At 39.0% G+C, this 19665-nt stretch carries 24 protein-coding genes; 8 read left to right on the top strand and 16 right to left on the bottom strand.

Going from position 1 to position 19665, the window contains the following annotated elements:
• Nucleotides 1–2: 2 nt before the first annotated feature.
• Entirely contained in the window at nucleotides 3–227 is a 225-nt protein-coding gene (locus BK583_RS07595) for a MerR family transcriptional regulator (protein WP_055736323.1), read from the bottom strand.
• Nucleotides 228–469: 242 nt separating this feature from the next.
• Complete coding sequence (trhA, locus tag BK583_RS07590) at nucleotides 470–1123, bottom strand: PAQR family membrane homeostasis protein TrhA (protein ID WP_038481430.1); 654 nt, start codon at nucleotides 1121–1123, stop codon at nucleotides 470–472.
• Between the two features lie 81 nt (nucleotides 1124–1204).
• On the opposite strand from trhA, the gene BK583_RS07585 reads away from it, so the two are divergent.
• Entirely contained in the window at nucleotides 1205–1720 is a 516-nt protein-coding gene (locus BK583_RS07585; protein ID WP_038481433.1) for an HD domain-containing protein, read from the top strand.
• Nucleotides 1721–1726: 6 nt separating this feature from the next.
• Here the strand turns inward: BK583_RS07585 and BK583_RS07580 are convergent, their stop codons facing one another.
• Nucleotides 1727–2242 carry a TlpA disulfide reductase family protein gene (locus BK583_RS07580; RefSeq protein WP_051667566.1) on the bottom strand — a complete coding sequence of 172 codons (516 nt, stop codon included), beginning with the start codon at nucleotides 2240–2242 and terminating at the stop codon, nucleotides 1727–1729.
• 32 nt (nucleotides 2243–2274) lie between these two features.
• On the opposite strand from BK583_RS07580, the gene BK583_RS20670 reads away from it, so the two are divergent.
• Complete coding sequence (locus BK583_RS20670) at nucleotides 2275–2436, top strand: hypothetical protein (protein WP_160319287.1); 162 nt, start codon at nucleotides 2275–2277, stop codon at nucleotides 2434–2436.
• A 106-nt stretch (nucleotides 2437–2542) separates the two neighbouring features.
• Entirely contained in the window at nucleotides 2543–3532 is a 990-nt protein-coding gene (gene trpS, locus BK583_RS07575) for a tryptophan--tRNA ligase (protein WP_038481436.1), read from the top strand.
• A gap of 99 nt (nucleotides 3533–3631) precedes the next feature.
• Here the strand turns inward: trpS and BK583_RS07570 are convergent, their stop codons facing one another.
• The 3 genes from BK583_RS07570 to BK583_RS07560 form a co-directional block, all read right to left on the bottom strand.
• Nucleotides 3632–4108 (bottom strand): MarR family winged helix-turn-helix transcriptional regulator, encoded by a 477-nt coding sequence (locus tag BK583_RS07570; protein WP_038481438.1) that lies wholly within the window; start codon nucleotides 4106–4108, stop codon nucleotides 3632–3634.
• A gap of 275 nt (nucleotides 4109–4383) precedes the next feature.
• On the bottom strand, nucleotides 4384–5130 hold the full coding sequence (locus BK583_RS07565; RefSeq protein WP_038481441.1) for a YjbA family protein: 747 nt from the start codon (nucleotides 5128–5130) through the stop codon (nucleotides 4384–4386).
• A gap of 41 nt (nucleotides 5131–5171) precedes the next feature.
• Complete coding sequence (locus BK583_RS07560; RefSeq protein ID WP_055736322.1) at nucleotides 5172–6011, bottom strand: DUF2268 domain-containing putative Zn-dependent protease; 840 nt, start codon at nucleotides 6009–6011, stop codon at nucleotides 5172–5174.
• Nucleotides 6012–6176: 165 nt separating this feature from the next.
• Between BK583_RS07560 and coaA the strand changes: the two genes are divergently transcribed.
• Complete coding sequence (coaA, locus tag BK583_RS07555) at nucleotides 6177–7127, top strand: type I pantothenate kinase (protein WP_055736321.1); 951 nt, start codon at nucleotides 6177–6179, stop codon at nucleotides 7125–7127.
• A 43-nt stretch (nucleotides 7128–7170) separates the two neighbouring features.
• On the opposite strand, the gene BK583_RS07550 is transcribed toward coaA, so the two are convergent.
• On the bottom strand, nucleotides 7171–7824 hold the full coding sequence (locus BK583_RS07550; RefSeq protein ID WP_078440085.1) for a CAP domain-containing protein: 654 nt from the start codon (nucleotides 7822–7824) through the stop codon (nucleotides 7171–7173).
• A 378-nt stretch (nucleotides 7825–8202) separates the two neighbouring features.
• On the opposite strand from BK583_RS07550, the gene BK583_RS07545 reads away from it, so the two are divergent.
• The 3 genes from BK583_RS07545 (at nucleotide 8203) to BK583_RS07535 (ending at nucleotide 11842) form a co-directional block, all read left to right on the top strand.
• A complete protein-coding gene (locus BK583_RS07545; RefSeq protein ID WP_038481444.1) occupies nucleotides 8203–8796 on the top strand; it encodes a cell wall hydrolase in 594 nt (197 codons plus the stop codon).
• A gap of 81 nt (nucleotides 8797–8877) precedes the next feature.
• Nucleotides 8878–9300 carry a hypothetical protein gene (locus BK583_RS07540; RefSeq protein WP_139366172.1) on the top strand — a complete coding sequence of 141 codons (423 nt, stop codon included), beginning with the start codon at nucleotides 8878–8880 and terminating at the stop codon, nucleotides 9298–9300.
• A 79-nt stretch (nucleotides 9301–9379) separates the two neighbouring features.
• On the top strand, nucleotides 9380–11842 hold the full coding sequence (locus BK583_RS07535) for a CBS domain-containing protein (protein ID WP_055736319.1): 2463 nt from the start codon (nucleotides 9380–9382) through the stop codon (nucleotides 11840–11842).
• An 18-nt stretch (nucleotides 11843–11860) separates the two neighbouring features.
• On the opposite strand, the gene fabF is transcribed toward BK583_RS07535, so the two are convergent.
• The 4 genes from fabF to BK583_RS07515 all read right to left on the bottom strand — a co-directional run bounded on the left by fabF (nucleotide 11861) and on the right by BK583_RS07515 (nucleotide 14689).
• Nucleotides 11861–13102, bottom strand: coding sequence for a beta-ketoacyl-ACP synthase II (fabF, locus tag BK583_RS07530; protein ID WP_038481453.1), 1242 nt, complete (start codon nucleotides 13100–13102; stop codon nucleotides 11861–11863).
• Between the two features lie 44 nt (nucleotides 13103–13146).
• A complete protein-coding gene (locus BK583_RS07525) occupies nucleotides 13147–14082 on the bottom strand; it encodes a beta-ketoacyl-ACP synthase III (protein WP_038481457.1) in 936 nt (311 codons plus the stop codon).
• Nucleotides 14083–14192: 110 nt separating this feature from the next.
• The gene (locus tag BK583_RS07520; RefSeq protein WP_038481460.1) at nucleotides 14193–14504 is read right to left on the bottom strand and encodes a hypothetical protein; all 312 of its coding nucleotides are present in this window, start codon (nucleotides 14502–14504) and stop codon (nucleotides 14193–14195) included.
• Nucleotides 14501–14689: a ComZ family protein gene (locus BK583_RS07515; protein ID WP_055736318.1), complete on the bottom strand. Its 189-nt coding sequence runs from the start codon at nucleotides 14687–14689 to the stop codon at nucleotides 14501–14503. Before BK583_RS07515 ends, BK583_RS07520 begins: the two co-directional genes overlap by 4 nt.
• Nucleotides 14690–14837: 148 nt before the next feature.
• Here BK583_RS07515 and BK583_RS07510 point away from each other — a divergent pair, with 148 nt between their 5' ends.
• A complete protein-coding gene (locus BK583_RS07510; RefSeq protein ID WP_078440084.1) occupies nucleotides 14838–16442 on the top strand; it encodes a peptide chain release factor 3 in 1605 nt (534 codons plus the stop codon).
• A 26-nt stretch (nucleotides 16443–16468) separates the two neighbouring features.
• Here the strand turns inward: BK583_RS07510 and BK583_RS07505 are convergent, their stop codons facing one another.
• From BK583_RS07505 to BK583_RS07485, 5 genes are all read right to left on the bottom strand, one after another.
• Nucleotides 16469–17212, bottom strand: a complete 744-nt coding sequence (locus BK583_RS07505; RefSeq protein ID WP_055736317.1) for an STAS domain-containing protein — start codon at nucleotides 17210–17212, stop codon at nucleotides 16469–16471.
• The gene (locus tag BK583_RS07500; RefSeq protein ID WP_038481469.1) at nucleotides 17199–17858 is read right to left on the bottom strand and encodes a cobalamin B12-binding domain-containing protein; all 660 of its coding nucleotides are present in this window, start codon (nucleotides 17856–17858) and stop codon (nucleotides 17199–17201) included. Before BK583_RS07500 ends, BK583_RS07505 begins: the two co-directional genes overlap by 14 nt.
• A gap of 101 nt (nucleotides 17859–17959) precedes the next feature.
• Nucleotides 17960–18628, bottom strand: a complete 669-nt coding sequence (locus tag BK583_RS07495; RefSeq protein ID WP_055736316.1) for an NAD-dependent epimerase/dehydratase family protein — start codon at nucleotides 18626–18628, stop codon at nucleotides 17960–17962.
• Between the two features lie 32 nt (nucleotides 18629–18660).
• Nucleotides 18661–19317 (bottom strand): alpha/beta fold hydrolase, encoded by a 657-nt coding sequence (locus tag BK583_RS07490; protein ID WP_055736315.1) that lies wholly within the window; start codon nucleotides 19315–19317, stop codon nucleotides 18661–18663.
• 151 nt (nucleotides 19318–19468) lie between these two features.
• On the bottom strand, nucleotides 19469–19648 hold the full coding sequence (locus BK583_RS07485; protein ID WP_035395400.1) for a YjzC family protein: 180 nt from the start codon (nucleotides 19646–19648) through the stop codon (nucleotides 19469–19471).
• Between the last annotated feature and the right edge of the window lie 17 nt (nucleotides 19649–19665).

The following is a 19665-nucleotide window of genomic DNA, read 5'->3' as shown; positions in this document are numbered from 1 at the left end:
AGCTAATCTTCATCTTTAGCATCCCAATCTTCTTCTAACTCTAGTTCTTTCAAAAGCTGCTTTCGTTTCTGCTCTAACCGATCTTTATGCAGCGCAAATTGTTCCTTGTTAAAAAGCCAGCGATTTCCGTCGTAAAAACCTTTTATGTTTCCTAAATGAAGCTGTTCTTTTATGTACGATTCAGTAAGTCCTAAATAGGTGGATAACTGCTCTAACGTAATATACAAATTACGAGCCTCCTCGACATAAAGTATAACGTTCTTAGTTGATTTATGCCATCAAAAAGGCAGAAAAAATTCTAATTTTTTTCAAGAACCTTCCTTTTTTCCCAACATGAACTTTTCAAAATAAAGCATAGCTGATGATCTTAAATACCGCCGCTTTTCGCAACTTATTTTTCATTGTTTCCATTAAAAAAAAGCGCGTTTGACAATAAAGCAATACGTCAATAGCGCTTTTAAATTTTCTTCTATTCTAATCCCACTGGCAAAACATGATGAAGAATTAAAAAGAAATGGAAGACGGAACCGGCTATCACAAATAGGTGCCATACCGCGTGGTGATAAGGAAACCCTCTCCACATATAAAAGACAGTACCAACTGAATAAAAAATACCGCCGATGAGTAAATACCAAATACCTGTAGTTGAAAGTGAGTGAAAAATCGGACCGATTGCAAGCAATGCAAGCCATCCCATCAGTAAATAAATCATTGTTGAAATGAACAAGAATTTTTTAACAAAAAAGATTTTAAAAATCACGCCACCAATTGCAAAGCCCCATGCAATTCCAAATAACGTCCATCCTAAGCCGCCGCCTACTAAAATAAGGGCAATGGGCGTATATGTTCCTGCAATGAACACATAAATGGCTGCATGATCCATTATTTCAAAGACATCTTTTGCTTTGCCAGGTGGAAAGCTATGAACCATTGTTGAAGAACTATATAGGAGCAACATACTTGCCCCGTAAATGGTAAATGTCACAACATGCCAAGCATTTCCATACAAGCTCGAATAGACAATGAGCAGTGTGAGGGCAGCAATACTAAGCAGTGTACCAACACCATGTGTAATGGCATTTGCAATTTCTTCTCGTTTTGTAAAAATATGCGTCTCCGCCAACTAAACCTCTCCTTTACAAACGCTTTAAACCATTATAGCATAGGTAATTAAAACTGCATATTGCTTGGAAGGAGTGAAAAGATGAGAGATGTTACATTAACTCAAGTCTTTGACCATCGTATTACACAAAAATACATTAATCGTTCAGGTATGGCTCATGCCATTCGTGTCGCGTATCACGCGTATGCCTTAGCCATTAATCATAAAGTAGACGTTGATTTAGCTACTAAAGCAGCATTCTTGCATGATATTGGCCATTACACCTGGTATAAAAATGGTAAATGGGACTATTCACTTTATAAAGCGTACGACATCCATCCTATTAAAGGTGCTGAACGTGCCCATAAATTATTAATTCGACTTGGTGAACATCCTAAAAAAGCAAAAGAAATTGCCATTGCTATCCTGCTTCACACCGATTCACATTTACCTCCAAGTCAATTATCGTTAACTCCGCTGCAACAAATAGTGGCACAAGCAGATACCCTTGACGAAGAACCAGGAGGCGATCATCATTATCGTTCTATTACGATGGAACGCGCCCGTAGCCTTCTTCAAGACCTCGATGTGCAAATTGATGCTTTACTGAACGAGTAGACATTCCTACTGTTCACTTATAGATAAAAATTCTTCTTTAGTAATTGGACCATTTATCCGTTGAGTAATGACTCCATTTTGGTTAATAACAATGGTTGTAGGTACACCAAAAATTTGAAATTCCTTTTGCAAGGAACCGTTATGGTCCAAAAGCGGATCAAAAGTAGCGCCATACTGTTGCAAAAATGGCGTTAACTCTTTTACGCTTTTTTCCGAGCTAGTTAAATTTATAGGGATAAATTGGCTCTTTGATTGCTCATTTATCTGATTACTTAAGCTAACAATTGCAGGCATTTCTTCTTGACATGGATAACACCAAGTCGCAAAAAAATGAATCACCGTTTTATTGTTTGCACCAATTTCATAGTGGATTGTCTCTCCATTCAGTGTCGTTCCACTAAAGGGTGCCAACACTTGGTCCATATGAGGACCTTGTTCCTGAGCCTTTACAGTTCCACCTGAACCTGTAACAAGAAGTAGACCAATTAGCCATAGTACACCAACCCATTTTCCTTGCTTCATTTTATCCCTCTTTCTCTTAAGGAGCTTTTTTTATGAATATCTTACATGTGTATCAGTTAGTCGCTGTTCTTGCTTTCTTACTATTTGTTTTCTTTTTTCAAGATATACCTTTTTCTCTACTTTGGTTTTCGCTGTTACTTGCACTAAACATTTGCCTCTTTATTTTGCGCAAGAAAAAGAATAAGCATGATTAATGGAAATCATCCATCACAAACCTGGAGCAATCAGAGTAGGTCCAGTTGCAATTATAGAAAATCTGAATTAGGATAATTTAGGAGTAGACGAACAGGAGTGAACGTTATGCAAACAGTGTTTTCAGGAATTCAGCCGAGCGGTATTTTAACTCTCGGAAATTATTTAGGTGCATTAAAGCACTTTTCTTCTATGCAACATGACTATGACAGTTATTTTTGCATCGTAGACCAACATGCCATTACAGTCCCACAAGAGCGGTTAAAGTTAAGACAACAAATTAGAAGTCTTGCGGCCCTCTATCTCGCATCAGGAATTGATCCTACAAAAGCAACGTTGTTCATTCAATCAGAAGTACCTGCCCACGCTCAGCTTGGCTGGATGATGCAATGTTTATCTTACATTGGTGAACTTGAACGAATGACACAATTTAAAGACAAATCAGCAGGAAAAGATGGTGTTTCATCTGCATTACTTACATATCCACCTTTAATGGCTGCAGACATTTTACTTTATCAAACAACAATTGTTCCTGTTGGAGAAGATCAAAAACAGCACCTAGAGCTTGCTCGTAACTTAGCAGAACGTTTTAATAACAAATATGGAGAAGTATTTACAATTCCAGAGGTTCAGATCCCTAAAGTCGGTGCGCGTATTATGTCACTAAATGATCCGACTAAGAAGATGAGTAAATCAAACCCACAGCCCAAAAGCTATATTTCTTTATTAGATGAACCTAAAACGATTGAAAAGAAGCTAAAGAGTGCTGTTACCGATTCAGATGGAACGATTCGTTTCGATCCAGAAAACAAACCTGCAGTATCAAATCTGCTCTCCATTTTTTCTTTATGTACAGACGAAAGTATTCCATCACTTGAAGAACGTTACCGCGACTCAGGCTACGGTCCATTTAAATCAGACCTTGCTGAAGCAGTTATTCACACCCTAGAACCAGTTCAAAAACGCTATTATGATTTAATTAACTCTAGTGAGTTGGATGACATTCTTGATGCTGGTGCAGAGAAAGCTGCAAAAAAAGCCAACAAGACTTTAAAAAAAGCGGAAAACGCAATCGGCCTTGGGCGAAAAAAAAGGTAAGTAACTACCCCCTCAAAAATCAGTTGAGGGGGTGTTTTTGTGATGGTTGAAAACCACATAAAAACGCCTTCTAATCGAAAGCGTTCTGTGTCGTTCTATCTATTTTTCAAGCGAGCGTTTATGTTCGCTAATTTTAACCGAAGTATATTGGCGTAATCTTTCTCGAATTTTGTTCATTAATTGATAAAACTGTGCCACTTCTTGTGCCTCAAAATCTGAAAATAATGCAGTAAAGTAAGTATGTACCTCTTCCTGATACGCCTTCATTTTCGCTTTTCCCTCTTCTGAGAAATGAACATATTTTAAGCGGCTATCTTTGTCACTCTCTTTAAATTGAATTAAATTTTTTTGTTGTAACTTTTTTAATCGATTGGATACTGCGCTTTTATGAGTCCGTTGGTATTCTGCAATTTCTTTTGATGTTAGTGGTCCTGTTAAATCAATGATAATAAGTACAGCAAGCTGTTCAGGAGAAAGATCCCTGAATTCATGGGTAAGCTCTTCTTCAATTATTTGATGGCCATAAAAAAATACATCTTTAAAGACATCCATAGCTTCTAAAAGCGTATTTTTCAAGTCACCACATCCTTTTATGTCTCCATTTTTAACACGATGAAAAAAAGGCTTCCGACTATGGAACCCTTCTTTTTCGTTTAATAACCGTTTTGCTTTTTTAATACTTTACCAACGAAAAATGATAATCCGAGTGTACCGACTAATAAAACAACTGAAAAGATTTGCATGACTAAATAGGCCATATCGTTTGTATCCAACCGACTTCCCCTCCTTCTTACTTATTATTATTATAAGAGAAAGCCGATTTGATGTAAATAAAACGCTTTAGAAAAGATTTACTTTACTCGTTCTGGATGCTCAAGTTCCCACAGTTTTTCAAAAAACGTATGGCCCTTCACCATGCCCTTACATAACTGATAGTGTTCATTAGACCAACCAGCACCTACACCATCTAATAAATAGGCCCAGACTTCTTCCCGTTCCTTATTTTTCAATTGTTCATAGGCATTTGGGTCCCATTCTGTACACCAATAAATTAATTCAGCATCAGAAGCAGTCGTATATAGTTGATCCAATACCATAAACAATAACTGTTTTAATTGACGTTCACTTCTTGTTAAGCCTTGTAGATCATTTGGACTTAAAGAGAGTAAGTGATATTCTTTTTCAGGCAGAGGGACCGATAATTCATAATATTGAACTTCTTGATCGTTTAGTGCATCGTAGACAAGTTGTTCCTGTCTTGGTGTTAATCGGCTCTTTCGTATCGGTGTTTTATAACCCATTGTATCAACTGCTAAAATCCTTGTTCCATCCGTTACAATAAAACAATAGTCTAACTGAATACGAGACATGTTTTTTCTTAAATAGCTTTTTTGATGTACAGCATCTAACAAGTTCTGTGGTAAATCGAGCAATTGATTTTCGATATAAGTAAAAAGATCCTTACTTGCACGAATTAATTTCACTTGATCCAATACTTCCACACGATCTTCACTTCGCCACTCATGGAACTCGCACACATTATAGCCATTTTCTTCACCTTCGAACCAGTTAACCCAGACATCACGCATCATCACCATACTTCTTCCTCCTCGCTAGTATGTTCTTGATCTCAGTATGGTCAGGGCTTATTGTTCTTAAACCCATCTTCTATAGATCCGTAGCGATAGATTTTTTCTGCAGGTGTTGTAAGAAGCGCGGTTGTTTCTTCGCTTAAAAGAGAGGCGGCTTGATGACACAATTGATAGCCAAGATAGTAACCGAGCATATGAGGTATATTCTTTTTGGCATTTCCGTATAAAAGGTCTTTATACCGTCTTCTACCCATTAATTGGAGCTTTTTAGGACTAATGATGTCTGCCCATTTATCGTTCCACGTCTTATCATATAATGACGTCCACGGTGCCAAATACCCTTCTCCTAACCACTCCTTTACAGCTAGCTCTGCCAACCCTTCCATTACCATCGATTCCAATAATGTAATCGTTTCTTCATTCTCTTTTGTATGAGACAACCTGCAAACATGATGATATTCATGGATTAAAAGGGCAAAAAGATCGTTTGCTTCTATGATTTCCGACACGATTAAAACAATACCATTTTCAAAACTAAGACCCATCATACCTTTCACATCGGTCTGCCTATTCTTTAAATGCTCATTGGCAAGTAAAAGATATATCGGAACATTTGGTCCTTTCCAAGCCTCTTTTAGTTCTAAAAACTTCTCTTGCAAAAATACCCAATAGTTTTTTTTGATAAATAGAGAAAGCGCATCTGTGTCACCTAGTGTAAATAACCCTACCTTTTCCAAATACGTAGCCAACTCTGTATCTGTTCCAAACTGAAAAAGCGGCTGTAACGGCTGAATAAATAATCGTTGAAACGCTAATTCTTCATCTTTTTGATTATGAACATGCTTTAAAAACAATTCACCCCACTTATTTGTGCGAATAACAGCCATCTTCTCCCCCTTATGCTTTCTTACGACTCTCGGTGAATAACTCTCCTGTATAAAAAAGACGCTTTCATTTACACTATGCAAGAAAGACTCCGATCTTGATTATCCGATCTGACCATGCTACGCTTCTGATACACATGTTAAGAATTGGCCTTAAAGGAGATCCATATGACAACGGATGAGCTGACAAAAACACTAGATGCTTTTACACGGTTAACTCGAAAAGAGTGGGCCCGCTTGAATAAAGGATTGCGTTCAAATCTAACGGAACAAGAGCGAAAAGAAATAGAAGGAATTTATGAAACGATATCTGCTTCTGAAGTAAACGATGTGTATATGCCATTATCTGAATTACTTTATAAACGGATGTATCATAATGTAAAACTACATCAAGATATGAATGAATTTTTACAAAGAAGCCGCAAACGGGTTCCCTTTATAATTGGAATTGCTGGAAGCGTCTCTGTTGGGAAGAGCACCACGGCTCGTTTAATTCAAGCACTTGCGAAAAGGTGGCCAAATCAACCAACTGTCTCGCTTGTGACAACCGATGGCTTTTTATATCCAAATGAGGTTCTAGAAGAAAGAGGTTTGATGAAGCGAAAAGGGTTTCCTGAAAGTTACGATATTCGACGCCTCATCTCATTCTTAACTGAACTTAAATCTGGGGTCAATGAAGTTGAAGCGCCTGTCTATTCCCACCTAACATACAATATAGAAGCAGCTCAAACACAGAAAATTGTACAACCTGATGTTGTCATTGTTGAAGGAATTAATGTGTTGCAAGTAAATCGCAAAGGAAAACGAATGCCACCTTTATTCGTCTCTGATTTTTTTGATTACAGTATTTATGTAGATGCTGATGAGGAAGACATCATTTCTTGGTATGTGGAACGATTTCATTTATTAAGAAATACAGCGTTTCAAGACCCAAGCTCATATTTTCATCGCTATAAAAACTTAGACGATAAAGAAGCAACCCAAATGGCCAAATCGATCTGGCATTCCATTAACGGTGTAAACCTTGAGAAGAATATTAAGCCAACTCGATTGCGCGCAGACTTAATCTTAACAAAAGGGAAGCAGCATCGGGTCGAACACATACAACTTCGAAAATAAAAAATACCTTGTTCCGATAAAACGGAACAAGGTATTTTTGTCGTTAACCTTTAAACAATTGAACGAACATTTTCCCATAAGGACCGCCATCAACAATGCCGATTCCAACTTCTGAATAATTGCTACTTAAAATGTTTTCTCTGTGACCTTGAGAGTTCATTAATGCTGTATGAGCTTGCTCAACCGTTTGGTTCCCTGCCAAGTTCTCACCAGCTGTTTGGTATGTAATACCAAAGTGGTCCATCATTTGAAAAGGAGAACCATAAGTAGGTGATTCATGAGCAAAATAATTGTTGTCAATCATATCTTGAGCTTTCACACGAGCCACTTCTGTTAACTCTTGATCTATTTCAAGTGGAGCTAAGCCACTTTCAGCGCGTGCTGAATTAACTAGATCAACCATTTGCTGTTCTTCTTCACTTACATCGCTTGCTTCAGCAGCCTCTTCGCTTGCATCTGACTCTTCTTCTACTACATCCGTCTCTGACTCTGGCGTCTCTTCTTCTACTTCAGGTTGTTGCCAATCTTCTGTAGACCAATTGATTTCACCATATGCTGGAGCTGATGAAAAACAATCACCATTCCATTGTATTGGTGCCGTGTTATATTGATGACCTGTTGACGCCTCTGCACGGTCAACGTGGTTCAATCCTAAAGTAAGTGTTGCTACGAATGTTGCAATCGCAAGTTTCTTCATCCCAGTATCCTCCTAAAATAGATCAAATTGCGTTGCCCAATCTCTTGAGCACATGGCAATCCTAGCATAGCTTTTTTTTTTAGACGATGGAAAAATGTTCATGTGTATCCATGTTAAAATGCTTTGTAATAGTGGATTGGATGCGATTATACAAGTCATGTTGGCTAACAACTTTTCTATTTCAAACTGGAAATTACGTCTATAATGTTATGAAGCTGTAATCTTTGTTTTATCTGTTACATACTTGTCATATTTAGTGCAGCCTTATTGCAAACGTGTTTCCAAACTTTTGGAAAACATTCCTAGGTGCAACGGCTTGTTTTTTTGATAAAGTGATTACGTGCGTTTTTACTAAACATTTTAGGAGTGAACCATGTTATGTTTAAAAAAGTAACTCTTTCATTTATAGCCTTTTTTGGCATTAGTCTGTTTTCTTCTGCTTCAATAGAAGGAAAAACTGTTAAGCATCCTGTACAAAATGGAGAATCTCTCTATACAATAAGTGAACGATATGGCGTATCACAAGCTTCTATCCAACGAATAAATCAGTTGAAAACGAATCAGCTTGAAGCCGGAACGACGTTAACCATTCCTACAGCCATCACTGCTTCCGATCGTGAGTGGATGGCAAAACTTGTTTATGCTGAAGCAAGAGGAGAATCTTATGAAGGAAAAGTGGCGGTCGCTACCGTCTTACTCAACCGCCTTGACCATCCAGAATATCCTGATTCCATGTATAATGTCATTCATCAAGTAACACCATCAGGTCACTATGCGTTTTCTCCGGTATTAGATGGTGCCATTCATAACGATGCCGATGAAGAATCACGTCAAGCAGTAAATGAAGCCATTGCTTATCGTGGGCTAGGTCAACAATCTCTTTATTTCTATAATCCAACTACCGCAACTAGTGGTTGGGTCGCTACTAGAGAGCAAACAATTGTTATTGGTAATCATGTCTTTGCTAAATAAATAGAAAAAAACACATTGTTTGCAAAAACAATGTGTTTTTTTCATAGATATGGGTATGGATAATTAAGAGAGGTGATGACATTGAAGACCATTACACGTTATGATCGAATGGTGACAGGTGCCCTAAGTAGCCGCTTTGAACCACAAGGGGTTGAAACCGTTAAGCGTATCCCAAAAACAAGCCCTACATTACCAACAGCAAGGTCCGTTTCTGAAAACGATATTTATAGTTATGGCTTTGCTTTTTATAGAAAAGAAGCAAAAAGCCCTTCGACTCGAACCAATTCGCTGCCAAATGAATCCCTTCATATTTTAAAAAATCACTACACCTTTAACACGCTTTATCATAAAATCAAACCGCTCATCCACTCCTTATCAACAAGCACATTGGAGAGCCATCAACGTGACATAGAAGTTCTTACAGCTCATTTTCACCGTTTCAATAAAACATCAAACTTGACACCCTATATTCAAGATGGTTTTATTATCGACTCTTACCGATAAGAACGGCGGCTAAAACCGCTGTTTTTTTGTTATACTAATAGGACAAGTGACTCGCCTATGGCATGAAAGGAGTGCTAATATGAAGCTCATCGTTAGCCATATGAATCTCGATTTTGACGGGCTCGCCTCGTTGGTTGCTGCACATAAATTAGATCCTAAAGCTGTTGTAGCGCTCCCTCCTAGTCTAGGAGAGCGAGTAAAGCAATTTTTACATTTGTACACTCGTTCCTTTGAGTGGTTCACGTATAAACAGATTGACTGGAATAACGTCAGGGCCATTACATACGTCGACTGCTCAACAGATGAGCGAGCTGGGATTGCCTCTTTTTTATCTCCAAATGAGATTGAGCGTTCTTATATTGACCACCATCAAACCGAAGCTACTGGTGCAAATATTACATTGTTACTCCAACCAATTATTCAGAACGGAATAAAGATCACGCCTGTAGAAGCAACGTTATTTGGTTTAGGCTTATATAGTGATACAAATCGACTTACAAATGAAACTGTTACGATTGCCGATTTAGAAGCGGCAGCTTTTTTACATGTAAATGGAATGAATTTAAAGGTCATTCATGAATTTTTGCAGGCACACGTCGGTGAACATCCTTTGTTTGAGACCCTTTTTAACGCTGTGGATATTCAAACGATTGCAGAAAAGCGTATTGTCTTTTCCACTTGTATAGCCGATCAGTATATCGGCGATATCGCAGCAGTAGTAGAAGAAATTCATAGCTTGTATGCACCAGACGCAACCATTGTTCTTTGCCAACTGCATCATCACACGTATATGATTGCGCGAGCTACGAGTGCAGATGTACCCATTCAAATTGTTGCGCAACAGTTAGGTGGAAATGGACATGACTATGCCGCTTCTGCCATTTGTCGGAATGAGCCACTCGCTAAAGCATATGCAACTGTACACCGTATGCTCACAACGTGCATACAAGTAAAAATCCCTATCCGTTCTATTATGCATTGGCCAGTTCTAGCCTTTTCCGCTACTTCTACTGCAGCCGAAGTATTTCGTAGCAGCAAGGACTCATCGTATAAAGGATTTCCTGTTGTGAATGATAACAATCAAGTTATTGGAATGCTGACAGCTGCAAAGCTAAAAAAGGCGATCGATTTAAACGGTGGCATTGAATTAGTGTCATCCATCATGTCTAAAAAAGTGCATACATTAAAAGCAACAGACTCAATTGAACAAGGCAAAAAAATGATGGTAGAAAATGTAATTGGTCGCATTCCCATTTGTAAGAACGACGGAACATTAGAAGGAATCATAACTCGTAGCTCGATTATTTCGAGCCAATTTAACCATTCGGCTCACTACAGCGCTAGTGAACTCACTCGCTATTTCGGGGTGAAACCCTTTGCTTTTTTGCAGAAAATAGGGGAGCTCGCTGATGAAAGAAATGTACAGGTGTATATCGTTGGAGGTATTGTGCGTGATCTTATTCTAAACCGTCCTTCAAAGGATATTGATATAGTTGTAGAAGGAGATGCCATTTCGTTTGCCACTACTTTGGCCACACATTTTGGAGGAGAGGTACAACAGCACAATCATTTTTTAACTGCCACATGGATTTTTCAAAACGTTTCAATTGATTTTGTAACAGCAAGAAAGGAACACTATCGTAAACCTGGTGCCCTTCCAGACGTGCAACCAGCTCGTATAAATGATGATTTAGCTCGTCGTGATTTCGCCATTAACGCAATTGCTATTTCACTTAATGCGTCTCGTTTTGGTGATTATTTAGATCCGTTTCAAGGACGTCAACAGATTCAAACAAAGACTATTTCCATTTTGCACCCATTAAGCTTTATAGAAGATCCCACACGCTTGTTTCGAGCACTTCGCTTTGCAAAAAGACTTGACTTTCAGTTAAGCAACGAAACAAAAGAACAGGCAAAATCAATGGGAAATGCTCTTAAGACGATTAGTAAGCAACGGGTTTATCATGAACTGGAGCTAAGTCAACGAGAAAGCCAGCTTCCTTGGTTGTTTCATGCACTTTCTGAATACCCAGTTTGGGAGACTTTAATTGGTGCAGAGATGAGTGAATACGCGTATACACATATTCAACAGTTGTTTCGCGCAAATGTAAGCGAGTCAATTTTTTTGGCTATTGCCGCCATTGCTTACCAGCGCCATTCGTTAACGGCACTGCACGCATTCGCATTAACCAAATTATCGAAGAAGCTTCTAGCCGATATTCAACTTATTGAGCAACACCAAGATGAAATCTCTCTTGACGACTTACATGGCTACCTTTATTCAGTAAAAAGAGATGCCCTTTTATTTATTACGACCCTACCTAATAAAGAAAATGAGCTGTTGTTACGCTATCGAAAAGCGCGAGAGCAGCTAACACCTCTTGTGACTGGAAGAGATTTAATTGCTCTCGGTTTTAAACCGAGTCCGCACTTCTCAACATGGCTGCTAGCTATTGAAAAACGACAGTTACGTGGAGAAATAAAAACAAAAACAGATGCATTAGCGTGGATTTCAAACAAAATAAACAAGCATGAGCGTTAACGCTCATGCTTGTATTCTTTACGCTTCAAAACGTTTAAAGACGAGGGAAGTATTATGCCCTCCAAACCCTAATGAATTGCTTAGAACAGCCTCTACATTCATTTTGCGTGCTTCATTTGGTACATAATCTAAATCACACGCTGGGTCTGGTTCTTCTAAGTTTATAGTTGGTGGCACAATTCCTTCTTCAATCGCTTTCACTGAAAAGATCGCTTCTACTGCTCCAGCAGCACCTAGCAAGTGACCTGTCATCGATTTTGTCGAGCTAACAGCCACTTGATATGCGTACTCACCTAATACCGTTTTAATCGCGTTTGTTTCATAAGGATCGTTTAAATCTGTACTCGTTCCATGTGCATTAATGTAGCTAATTTGCTCATTTTTTAGACCCGAATCAGCAATTGCGGCTGCCATTGCACGAGCTCCACCTTCACCATCTGGTGCTGGCGCAGTCATATGATGTGCGTCACCAGTTGATCCGTAACCGACGATCTCAGCATAAATTTTCGCTCCACGGGCTTTTGCAGATTCTAGGCTTTCTAAAATAAGAATTCCTGCGCCTTCCCCCATAACAAAGCCACTTCGATTTACATCAAACGGTCGTGATGCTTTATCTGGATTATCAGATGTTGTGATGGCTTTTGCAGATGAGAAGCCAGCTACCGCCATATTGGTAATTGGCGCTTCACTCCCCCCTGCAATCATGGCATCTGCATCGCCACGCTGAATGGTTTTGAACGCATCACCAATTGAGTTTGCCCCTGAAGCACATGCTGTTACAGAGCAAGAGTTAGGACCTTTTGCTCCAGTAAAAATAGATACTTGACCACTTGCCATGTCAGGGATCATCATTGGCACAAAGAATGGACTTACACGCCTTGGTCCTTTTTCAATCAATGTCCGAAACTGGGTTTCATAGGTCTCCATTCCACCTATACCAGAACCAATCCATACACCGACACGGGCAGCATTTTCATCGGTTATTTCTAATCCTGAGTCGGCAAGCGCCTGTTTGGCCGAGGCAACGGCAAATTGTGTAAAGCGATCCATTCGCCTTGCTTCTTTTTTATCAATAAAATCCTCTGGATTGAAGTCATTAATTTCTGCAGCTACTTTCATTGGATAAGATTCCGCATCAATCCTTGTTAAATGGCCAATTCCTGACTTACCAGCAATAGCGGCTTCCCAAGAGCTTGCTGCATTTAGTCCCAATGGTGTAACAGCACCAATACCTGTAACAACTACTCGTCGTTTCTCCACTATAGTTCGCTCCTTTAGTTACTTAATCATAATCGAACTTTTCATTAACGTCCCCAGCGCAAGGCAACAGAGCCCCATACAAGACCTGCTCCAAAGCCTACTAGTACTAGTACATCACCGTCTTTAATTTTTCCAGCCTCAAGTTCTTCTACCATCGCCATAGGAATGGATGCAGATGAGGTATTACCAAATTTATTTACGGTGACCGACATTTTTTCTTTCGGTAACTCTAATCGTTCCCGAGACGCTTCCATAATTCGGATATTCGCTTGGTGTGGTACAAGAAAATCAACATCTTCCTTTGTTAAGCCAGCCTTCGTTAATGCGCGAATGGATGAATCCCCCATTTGACGAACGGCAAACTTAAATACTTCCCGACCATTCATTTCAATAAATTTATTCTTCTTATTAATATGCATGCCGCCGGATCCATCTGAACCTAAGTCAAATGCTAGGATACCACGATCTTCTGAAACTGGTCCAACGACACATGCACCTGCTCCATCACCAAATAAAACAGCTGTGTTTCGATCATTCATATCCGTCACTTTGGTTAACTTCTCTACACCTATAACAAGAACATGTTGATAGGCACCTGTTTCAATAAACTGTTGTGCTGTAGCAATTCCGTATATAAAACCAGCGCAAGCAGCACTAATATCCATTGCCGCCGCTTTTGTCGCCCCTAAGCGATTTTGTACAATGGACGATACACTAGGAAACGGCATGTCAGGTGTCACTGTTGCCACTAAAATTAAATCAATGTCTTCTGCCTTTACTTCTGCCGATTCAAGGGCTTTTAATGCTGAATGATAAGCCATTTCTGACGTTTCAACGTCTTCAGCGAATCGTCTCTCTTCAATGCCGGTTCTTGTACGAATCCATTCATCCGACGTTTCTAAAAAGGATTCAAAATCTTTATTTGTGACTACTTTTTCAGGAACAAAGCGTCCTATACCGAGTAAGCCTGCTTTAGCCATGGATATTCCCCTTCCATATCGAACAGAAATTAGTACCTGATACTAATATTAGCAAACAATTTAAGAAACTGTCTAGTACTAATTCTATTCAAGTGGAATGGTTCCCTTTTTTAAACGTCATTTAGACCCTGTAAAAGCGCCTCAAACCATTTATCTAAATCGGTTTTCATCTTTTCTTCCGCTTCATTGGCCGCCGTTTGCTGTTTTATTTTTTCATATGAAGACATAAAGGGTTCTATTTGGCCAGTTTTAAACTGGGCGACTGCATAATAATAGAAGATCTGAATCGGTAAGTGATTTGCTTGCTCCATCATGCCAATAAATGGTGCCATTGCCTCTAGCCCTTTTTCATATTCACCTTTCTTTATAAGTGAAATCCCTTCCTGAACCGGCTGCATAAAACGTTGCAACGGCTGTGTCATTCTTCTTCGCTATCTTTCTGACCTAACTCATACGCTTCATTCATTACTTTGGTAAACAATGCTAGCATTGGCTGCAAATCGTCAAATCCTAGTTCAATCCCTTTTGCTTCTATCAATTCTTTAGCCTCTGGAACATATTTCATCGCAATCTGCATAAATGCCATATTTTTTTCTTGATCAGTCATTATGTGCACAGCCTCCTTTTTATCTTTATTAACGTAACTGATTGTATTTTGATTCGCAAGTGAATTGCCCCAATCTAAAAAAGGAAAGTGAAACGGATAGAAAAACTTGTTATAATAGGTGAATCGACGTTTGGAAATGAGGATGAACATGAACGGAACATTAACGAATAAAATTAACTCAAGACGCACATTTGCAATTATTTCTCACCCAGATGCAGGAAAAACAACGCTTACGGAAAAACTATTGCTCTTTGGTGGTGCGATTCGTGAAGCTGGTACTGTAAAAGGAAGAAAGAACGCAAAACATGCAACAAGTGATTGGATGGAAATAGAAAAGCAACGTGGGATTTCTGTCACAAGCTCTGTCCTCGAATTTTTGTACAATGGCTACCATGTAAATATTTTGGATACACCTGGTCACGAGGACTTTTCAGAAGATACGTATCGGACATTAACTGCTGCTGATTCAGCAACCATGTTAATTGATGCTGCTAAAGGGGTGGAAGCCCAAACAAAGAAATTATTTAAAGTATGTAAGCTTCGCGGTATCCCTATTTTTACCTTTATCAATAAACTGGATCGACAAGGGAGAGACCCGTTTGAACTAATGGAAGAGCTTGAAAACCTTCTAGGAATTCGTTCTTTCCCAATGGGATGGCCAATTGGAATGGGTCAGTCATTTAAAGCCGTCTACGATCGTGTAAATAAACGTTTAGAGCTATACAACCCAAACAATCCGAAAGATATTGATATTATTAGCGTGACTGGTCCAGATGATCCAAAAATTGACGAAGTCGTTAATGACGAAGGGCTTGTACAGCAATTTCGTGAGGAGTTAGAGCTCCTTGATGTAGCTGGAGATGAATATGATTTAGAGCGAATTAACAATGGTGAACTTACACCTATTTTCTTCGGATCAGCTATTTCTAGTTTTGGTGTACAGACTTTTCTTGAACATTTTCTAAGTTTATCACCTGCGCCAAGCCCACGGGATAGCTCCATTGGAACGATCGATCCAATGGAACGTGAACAGTTCTCTGGCTTTATATTTAAAGTTCAAGCGAATATGAATGCGAAGCATCGTGACCGGGTAGCATTTTTGCGCATTACATCAGGTACATTTAAACGAGGAATGTCTGTAAAGCATGTCCGGACGAACAAACCGTTAAAACTCGCACAACCTACGCAATTTTTAGCGCAGAGTCGGAGTATTGTAGACGAGGCTTATGCCGGTGATATAATTGGCTTATTTGATCCAGGTCATTTTCGTATTGGGGACACACTGGTTGAAGGCGAATCATTTGAGTTTAGCGAGATGCCACACTTTTCGCCTGAGCATTTTTCTGCTATTACAGTAAAAGAAGCGCTTAAGCATAAATCGTATGAAAAAGGCCTTCAGCAACTGACTGAAGAAGGTGCTATCCAGCTATTCCGTACGTATAACAAATACGTTGAACAACAAATTGTTGGCGTTGTTGGCGTCCTTCAATTTGAAGTGCTCGAACATCGATTGAAAAGCGAATATCATGTAGATATTCAAATGAGCCGACAACCATTTTCATTTGCACGATGGATTGATGGTGATGAAAAAGAGTTGAGCATATTTAAAGAAAAACAACGGAATTTAGTTACGGATCGTGAAGACCGGATTGTCGCTTTGTTTGAAAATGAATTTCAAATGCGGACAGCCCAGGAAAAATACCCTAATCTACAGTTTTATGAAAACTCGTTTTATAAGAAAACGGTTGAATAAGAAAAACCAGCCATTGGCTGGTTTTTTTACATATGCTTACGAATCATTTCAGCTAAACTACCGTTAAATTCCGCTCGTTTCTGAATATCGTTTCCGCGTAATAACTGTGCGTGCTCTGGTCTTAAACCAATAACTCGTGTTTCAATTCCCATAATCTGTAGAGCTTGGACTAAACGGAGCAACTCTCTCAACCCTAGATTAGTAATAGTACCAACTCCACTAAAGTCAAAGAAAAGATAGTCATAATCAGCTTGATATACATTTTTTGAGATGACTCCTTGATTTTGCTTAATTAAGTGGTCATCTAAGTCACCAAAAAACGGAACAAATGCAAGCTCGGCTGATATGGAAATAAATGGAGCCGACAGTTGTTTAATCATACTTAAAGATTCTTCAAGCTCTTCTTTTTTCTCAAGCAGTTCAAAGTCTGTCTGCGCCAAGCGTCTGCTTTGCTTTTGGACCTTTTCAATCAGCTCTGTTAAGTTTCCATCTTGTTTAATACAAATAATATGGAAACATTCTTCATCCCAATTTGCAAACAATGTATGCAATACATAGGGAGCTTCTATCGTATCCATATTTAACTCGATCTTCCCATTTTCTTGTTTGCCAAGAAAACGTGTTACCTTATCCACACTCCCTATATCTAAAAGATCAATAAACGAATCGGCTTGTTTAAACGCTTGTTTAGCAACAATCGAGCGATTCAAGATTTGATACGTTTCGTCTAACTCAAAATAGGGAACTGGTAAACGATTAATGGCGGACATCCGCATTCACCTCTAACTGTCTTTCCTGCCATTTAGCTAATTCTGCTAAGTTTCCAATTAATACGGTTTGTTCATTACAAAGCGGACTTAAATCGTACATTGATACAAGTCGTCCACCAATAACGATCGTTGGTTTATGAGGTAAATTTTCTAACGTATCAACATACAAACTTAAACTGCGGGCATGATACGGAATAGAAACTGAAATGGCAATGGCATCAGGCTGCCATTTCTTCGCCATCATTTCCGCTTGCTCAAGGGGCACACTGGCTCCTAATAACCGTGTCGTCCAGCCCAACTCTTCCAATAAACAGGCGCACATTTTGATCCCAAGATCATGTTGCTCTTGATCTAAACATAAAAACATCAAGCTTTTGCCGTTTTTGGGCATGCGCCATTTTCGTATATAATGGTGATAGCGTGTTAGTACAAAATCACATGTTGATGTAGCTAAATGTTCATCAGCGATTGTTATCTCATTCTGTTCCCATAGCCACCCAGTATGCGCCATAGCTTTCGTTAACAATTTTTCATATATCCAAATACTATCATATCCCGCATCAGATAGGCGACGGACACAATCCCAAGCACGATCTTCATCTCCGTCAAGTAAGGCGTCTACTAACACTTCCCATGACTGCTCCATTACACGTTCCGCCTCCTCCCAACCGTTTTCCTTCTTTACCTAGTTTAAGAGTAAAGGTTTTACCCTACGAACGCAAGTACGAACAGCTGCTGGAAAACGAGTTATTTTAAGTCATTTTGTCGTATCCACTTTTTTTCTGCCTCCCTGTATGCTTTTAGGCCCTCTTCAAGGGTCCATTTTGGCGAAAAAGGTAGAATGTCCCCATTCTCTTGTTCACTTCCTTCTAACGAATACATTCCATTCTCTTTTTCCATAACCGCATACACATAATCCACTAAATCGTTAATGTAAATCAAATCTGAATTGCCTTGTTTCACCTGTTCATCAATATGAGTAAACGCAAGATTGCTGTGCAATCCATATGCTTGTGGGCTACGCAGAATAAGAAGCCCAAATGGTTTGGAACGAGCCAATGCCTGTAACTCTTCTTCAAGTGAGGTACGTAGCTCACTACCTCTGGTTGTCGATAAATAAAGCAAACGATCATGATGATTTAAGCTAGAAGCAAATGCAAGAACTTCTTCTTTCTTTTCATTATCTGCCACATACACATACACTGCATTCTCGTTTGACAGCCTTACCTCATTTACGTTTTTATGAATAAATGTAAAGTGCGCATTTCTACCCATATTCATTTCGATCATTTGTTTTTCTTGTGTTTTTTCAGCCATATGGTCAACAGCGTTTACTTCCCAACCTTCATCAAGGAACTTGGCGCAAACATGGCTCCCAATAAAACCCAATCCACCAATAACCGTTAGTTTTTTCACTCTAATGACTCCTTTCCTTTATCAGAACACTTCTACGTTGCTGGAATAAATTTTTCAAAAAAATCACTCACTTCGTTCGCTAACAACCGTGTCTCAAGTGGATTTACTTTCACTAGTTCTTCTACGTTGTCTTTTTTTACGTGCCGTAAAAACGATTGAACTGGTAAATGATAGGCGGTAAACAATTTCTCGTCTACATTGGCTACGCTCTCCCTATCACAATGGCTCAACCCATGTTGTCTACTCATTTCTTTTTTAAACCGTTTTAACGTGACCTCGTCTTCTTGATAATGAATGAGACAGTCTTGCAAAGACAAAAGTGGATTAATAAAGGCTGCAGCTCGTATATGAATGTCTTCTGAGCAACATAACTGCTGCGCTATAAGTGCTCCTGTGCCTTCAGCACATAAGAAGATTTTTTCGTTAATAATTTCTTGACGCAATAAAAGTTGAATTAAATGTTCAGCATGCTTCACCGCTGTTTTTGAACCCCATTCGGCAATTAAAAGCCCTGAAGAAAAGACGATATATCCTTTTTTTACAAATGTCTCAATAAAATACTCAGCATGGCCAGAATGAAAGGTTTGGTAATCAAGTAACATAAACAAGGCATAGCCATTTGGCTTTTCTGGAATACAATAGCTATTTTTACAGCCATTTAAGTCGATATAGCGGACATAAACAGGCATAGTGTCCATCTCTCCTGAATGATTTAGATTCGTAATAGCTTATGTTTTTCCTGTAAAATGTGAAAGCAAAATAGAAAAGAAATTTATTCATTCATAAAAAAAAGCTATACACACCTATTAAAAGGTTGTATAGCTTGGTCATAGTAGATGGTTATGGCTTCCGTTTCTGCGTCCATTTACGGTCATCGTTTGTCAGTTCTGGAAAAACATCTCCAGCTTGTAAATGCACAGATTTTGGACGAGTGACCATACTTCCGGTTTCACCAATTTCAACGTAAATTCCATTATTAGGCGCTTTTTGTCCAGCAGTAAATTGTTTATTTTGGCCCATTACTCCACCACCTTTAA

This window comes from Shouchella oshimensis (genome assembly GCF_002019765.1).
GTDB classification, from domain to species: Bacteria; Bacillota; Bacilli; order Bacillales; family Bacillaceae_D; genus Shouchella; species Shouchella oshimensis.
The sequence above is the reverse complement of the archived record's forward strand: the minus strand, read 5'-3'. Positions and strand labels throughout refer to the sequence as shown.

Bases quoted from the DNA above. Each gene is read 5' to 3' on its own strand.
- BK583_RS07525 (WP_038481457.1), bottom strand. From the start codon at position 14,082: ATGGCTAAAGCAGGCTTACTCGGTATAGGACGCTTTGTTCCTGAAAAA.
- BK583_RS07515 (WP_055736318.1), bottom strand. From the start codon at position 14,689: ATGACTGATCAAGAAAAAAATATGGCATTTATGCAGATTGCGATGAAA.
- BK583_RS20670 (WP_160319287.1), top strand. From the start codon at position 2,275: ATGAATATCTTACATGTGTATCAGTTAGTCGCTGTTCTTGCTTTCTTA.
- BK583_RS07550 (WP_078440085.1), bottom strand. From the start codon at position 7,824: ATGAAGAAACTTGCGATTGCAACATTCGTAGCAACACTTACTTTAGGA.
- BK583_RS07585 (WP_038481433.1), top strand. From the start codon at position 1,205: ATGAGAGATGTTACATTAACTCAAGTCTTTGACCATCGTATTACACAA.
- trpS (WP_038481436.1), top strand. From the start codon at position 2,543: ATGCAAACAGTGTTTTCAGGAATTCAGCCGAGCGGTATTTTAACTCTC.
- BK583_RS07485 (WP_035395400.1), bottom strand. From the start codon at position 19,648: ATGGGCCAAAATAAACAATTTACTGCTGGACAAAAAGCGCCTAATAAT.
- BK583_RS07580 (WP_051667566.1), bottom strand. From the start codon at position 2,242: ATGAAGCAAGGAAAATGGGTTGGTGTACTATGGCTAATTGGTCTACTT.
- BK583_RS07560 (WP_055736322.1), bottom strand. From the start codon at position 6,011: ATGGCTGTTATTCGCACAAATAAGTGGGGTGAATTGTTTTTAAAGCAT.
- BK583_RS07545 (WP_038481444.1), top strand. From the start codon at position 8,203: ATGTTTAAAAAAGTAACTCTTTCATTTATAGCCTTTTTTGGCATTAGT.
- BK583_RS07500 (WP_038481469.1), bottom strand. From the start codon at position 17,858: ATGGAGCAGTCATGGGAAGTGTTAGTAGACGCCTTACTTGACGGAGAT.
- BK583_RS07510 (WP_078440084.1), top strand. From the start codon at position 14,838: ATGAACGGAACATTAACGAATAAAATTAACTCAAGACGCACATTTGCA.
- BK583_RS07520 (WP_038481460.1), bottom strand. From the start codon at position 14,504: ATGACACAGCCGTTGCAACGTTTTATGCAGCCGGTTCAGGAAGGGATT.
- BK583_RS07505 (WP_055736317.1), bottom strand. From the start codon at position 17,212: ATGTCCGCCATTAATCGTTTACCAGTTCCCTATTTTGAGTTAGACGAA.
- BK583_RS07565 (WP_038481441.1), bottom strand. From the start codon at position 5,130: ATGGTGATGATGCGTGATGTCTGGGTTAACTGGTTCGAAGGTGAAGAA.
- BK583_RS07490 (WP_055736315.1), bottom strand. From the start codon at position 19,317: ATGCCTGTTTATGTCCGCTATATCGACTTAAATGGCTGTAAAAATAGC.
- BK583_RS07535 (WP_055736319.1), top strand. From the start codon at position 9,380: ATGAAGCTCATCGTTAGCCATATGAATCTCGATTTTGACGGGCTCGCC.
- coaA (WP_055736321.1), top strand. From the start codon at position 6,177: ATGACAACGGATGAGCTGACAAAAACACTAGATGCTTTTACACGGTTA.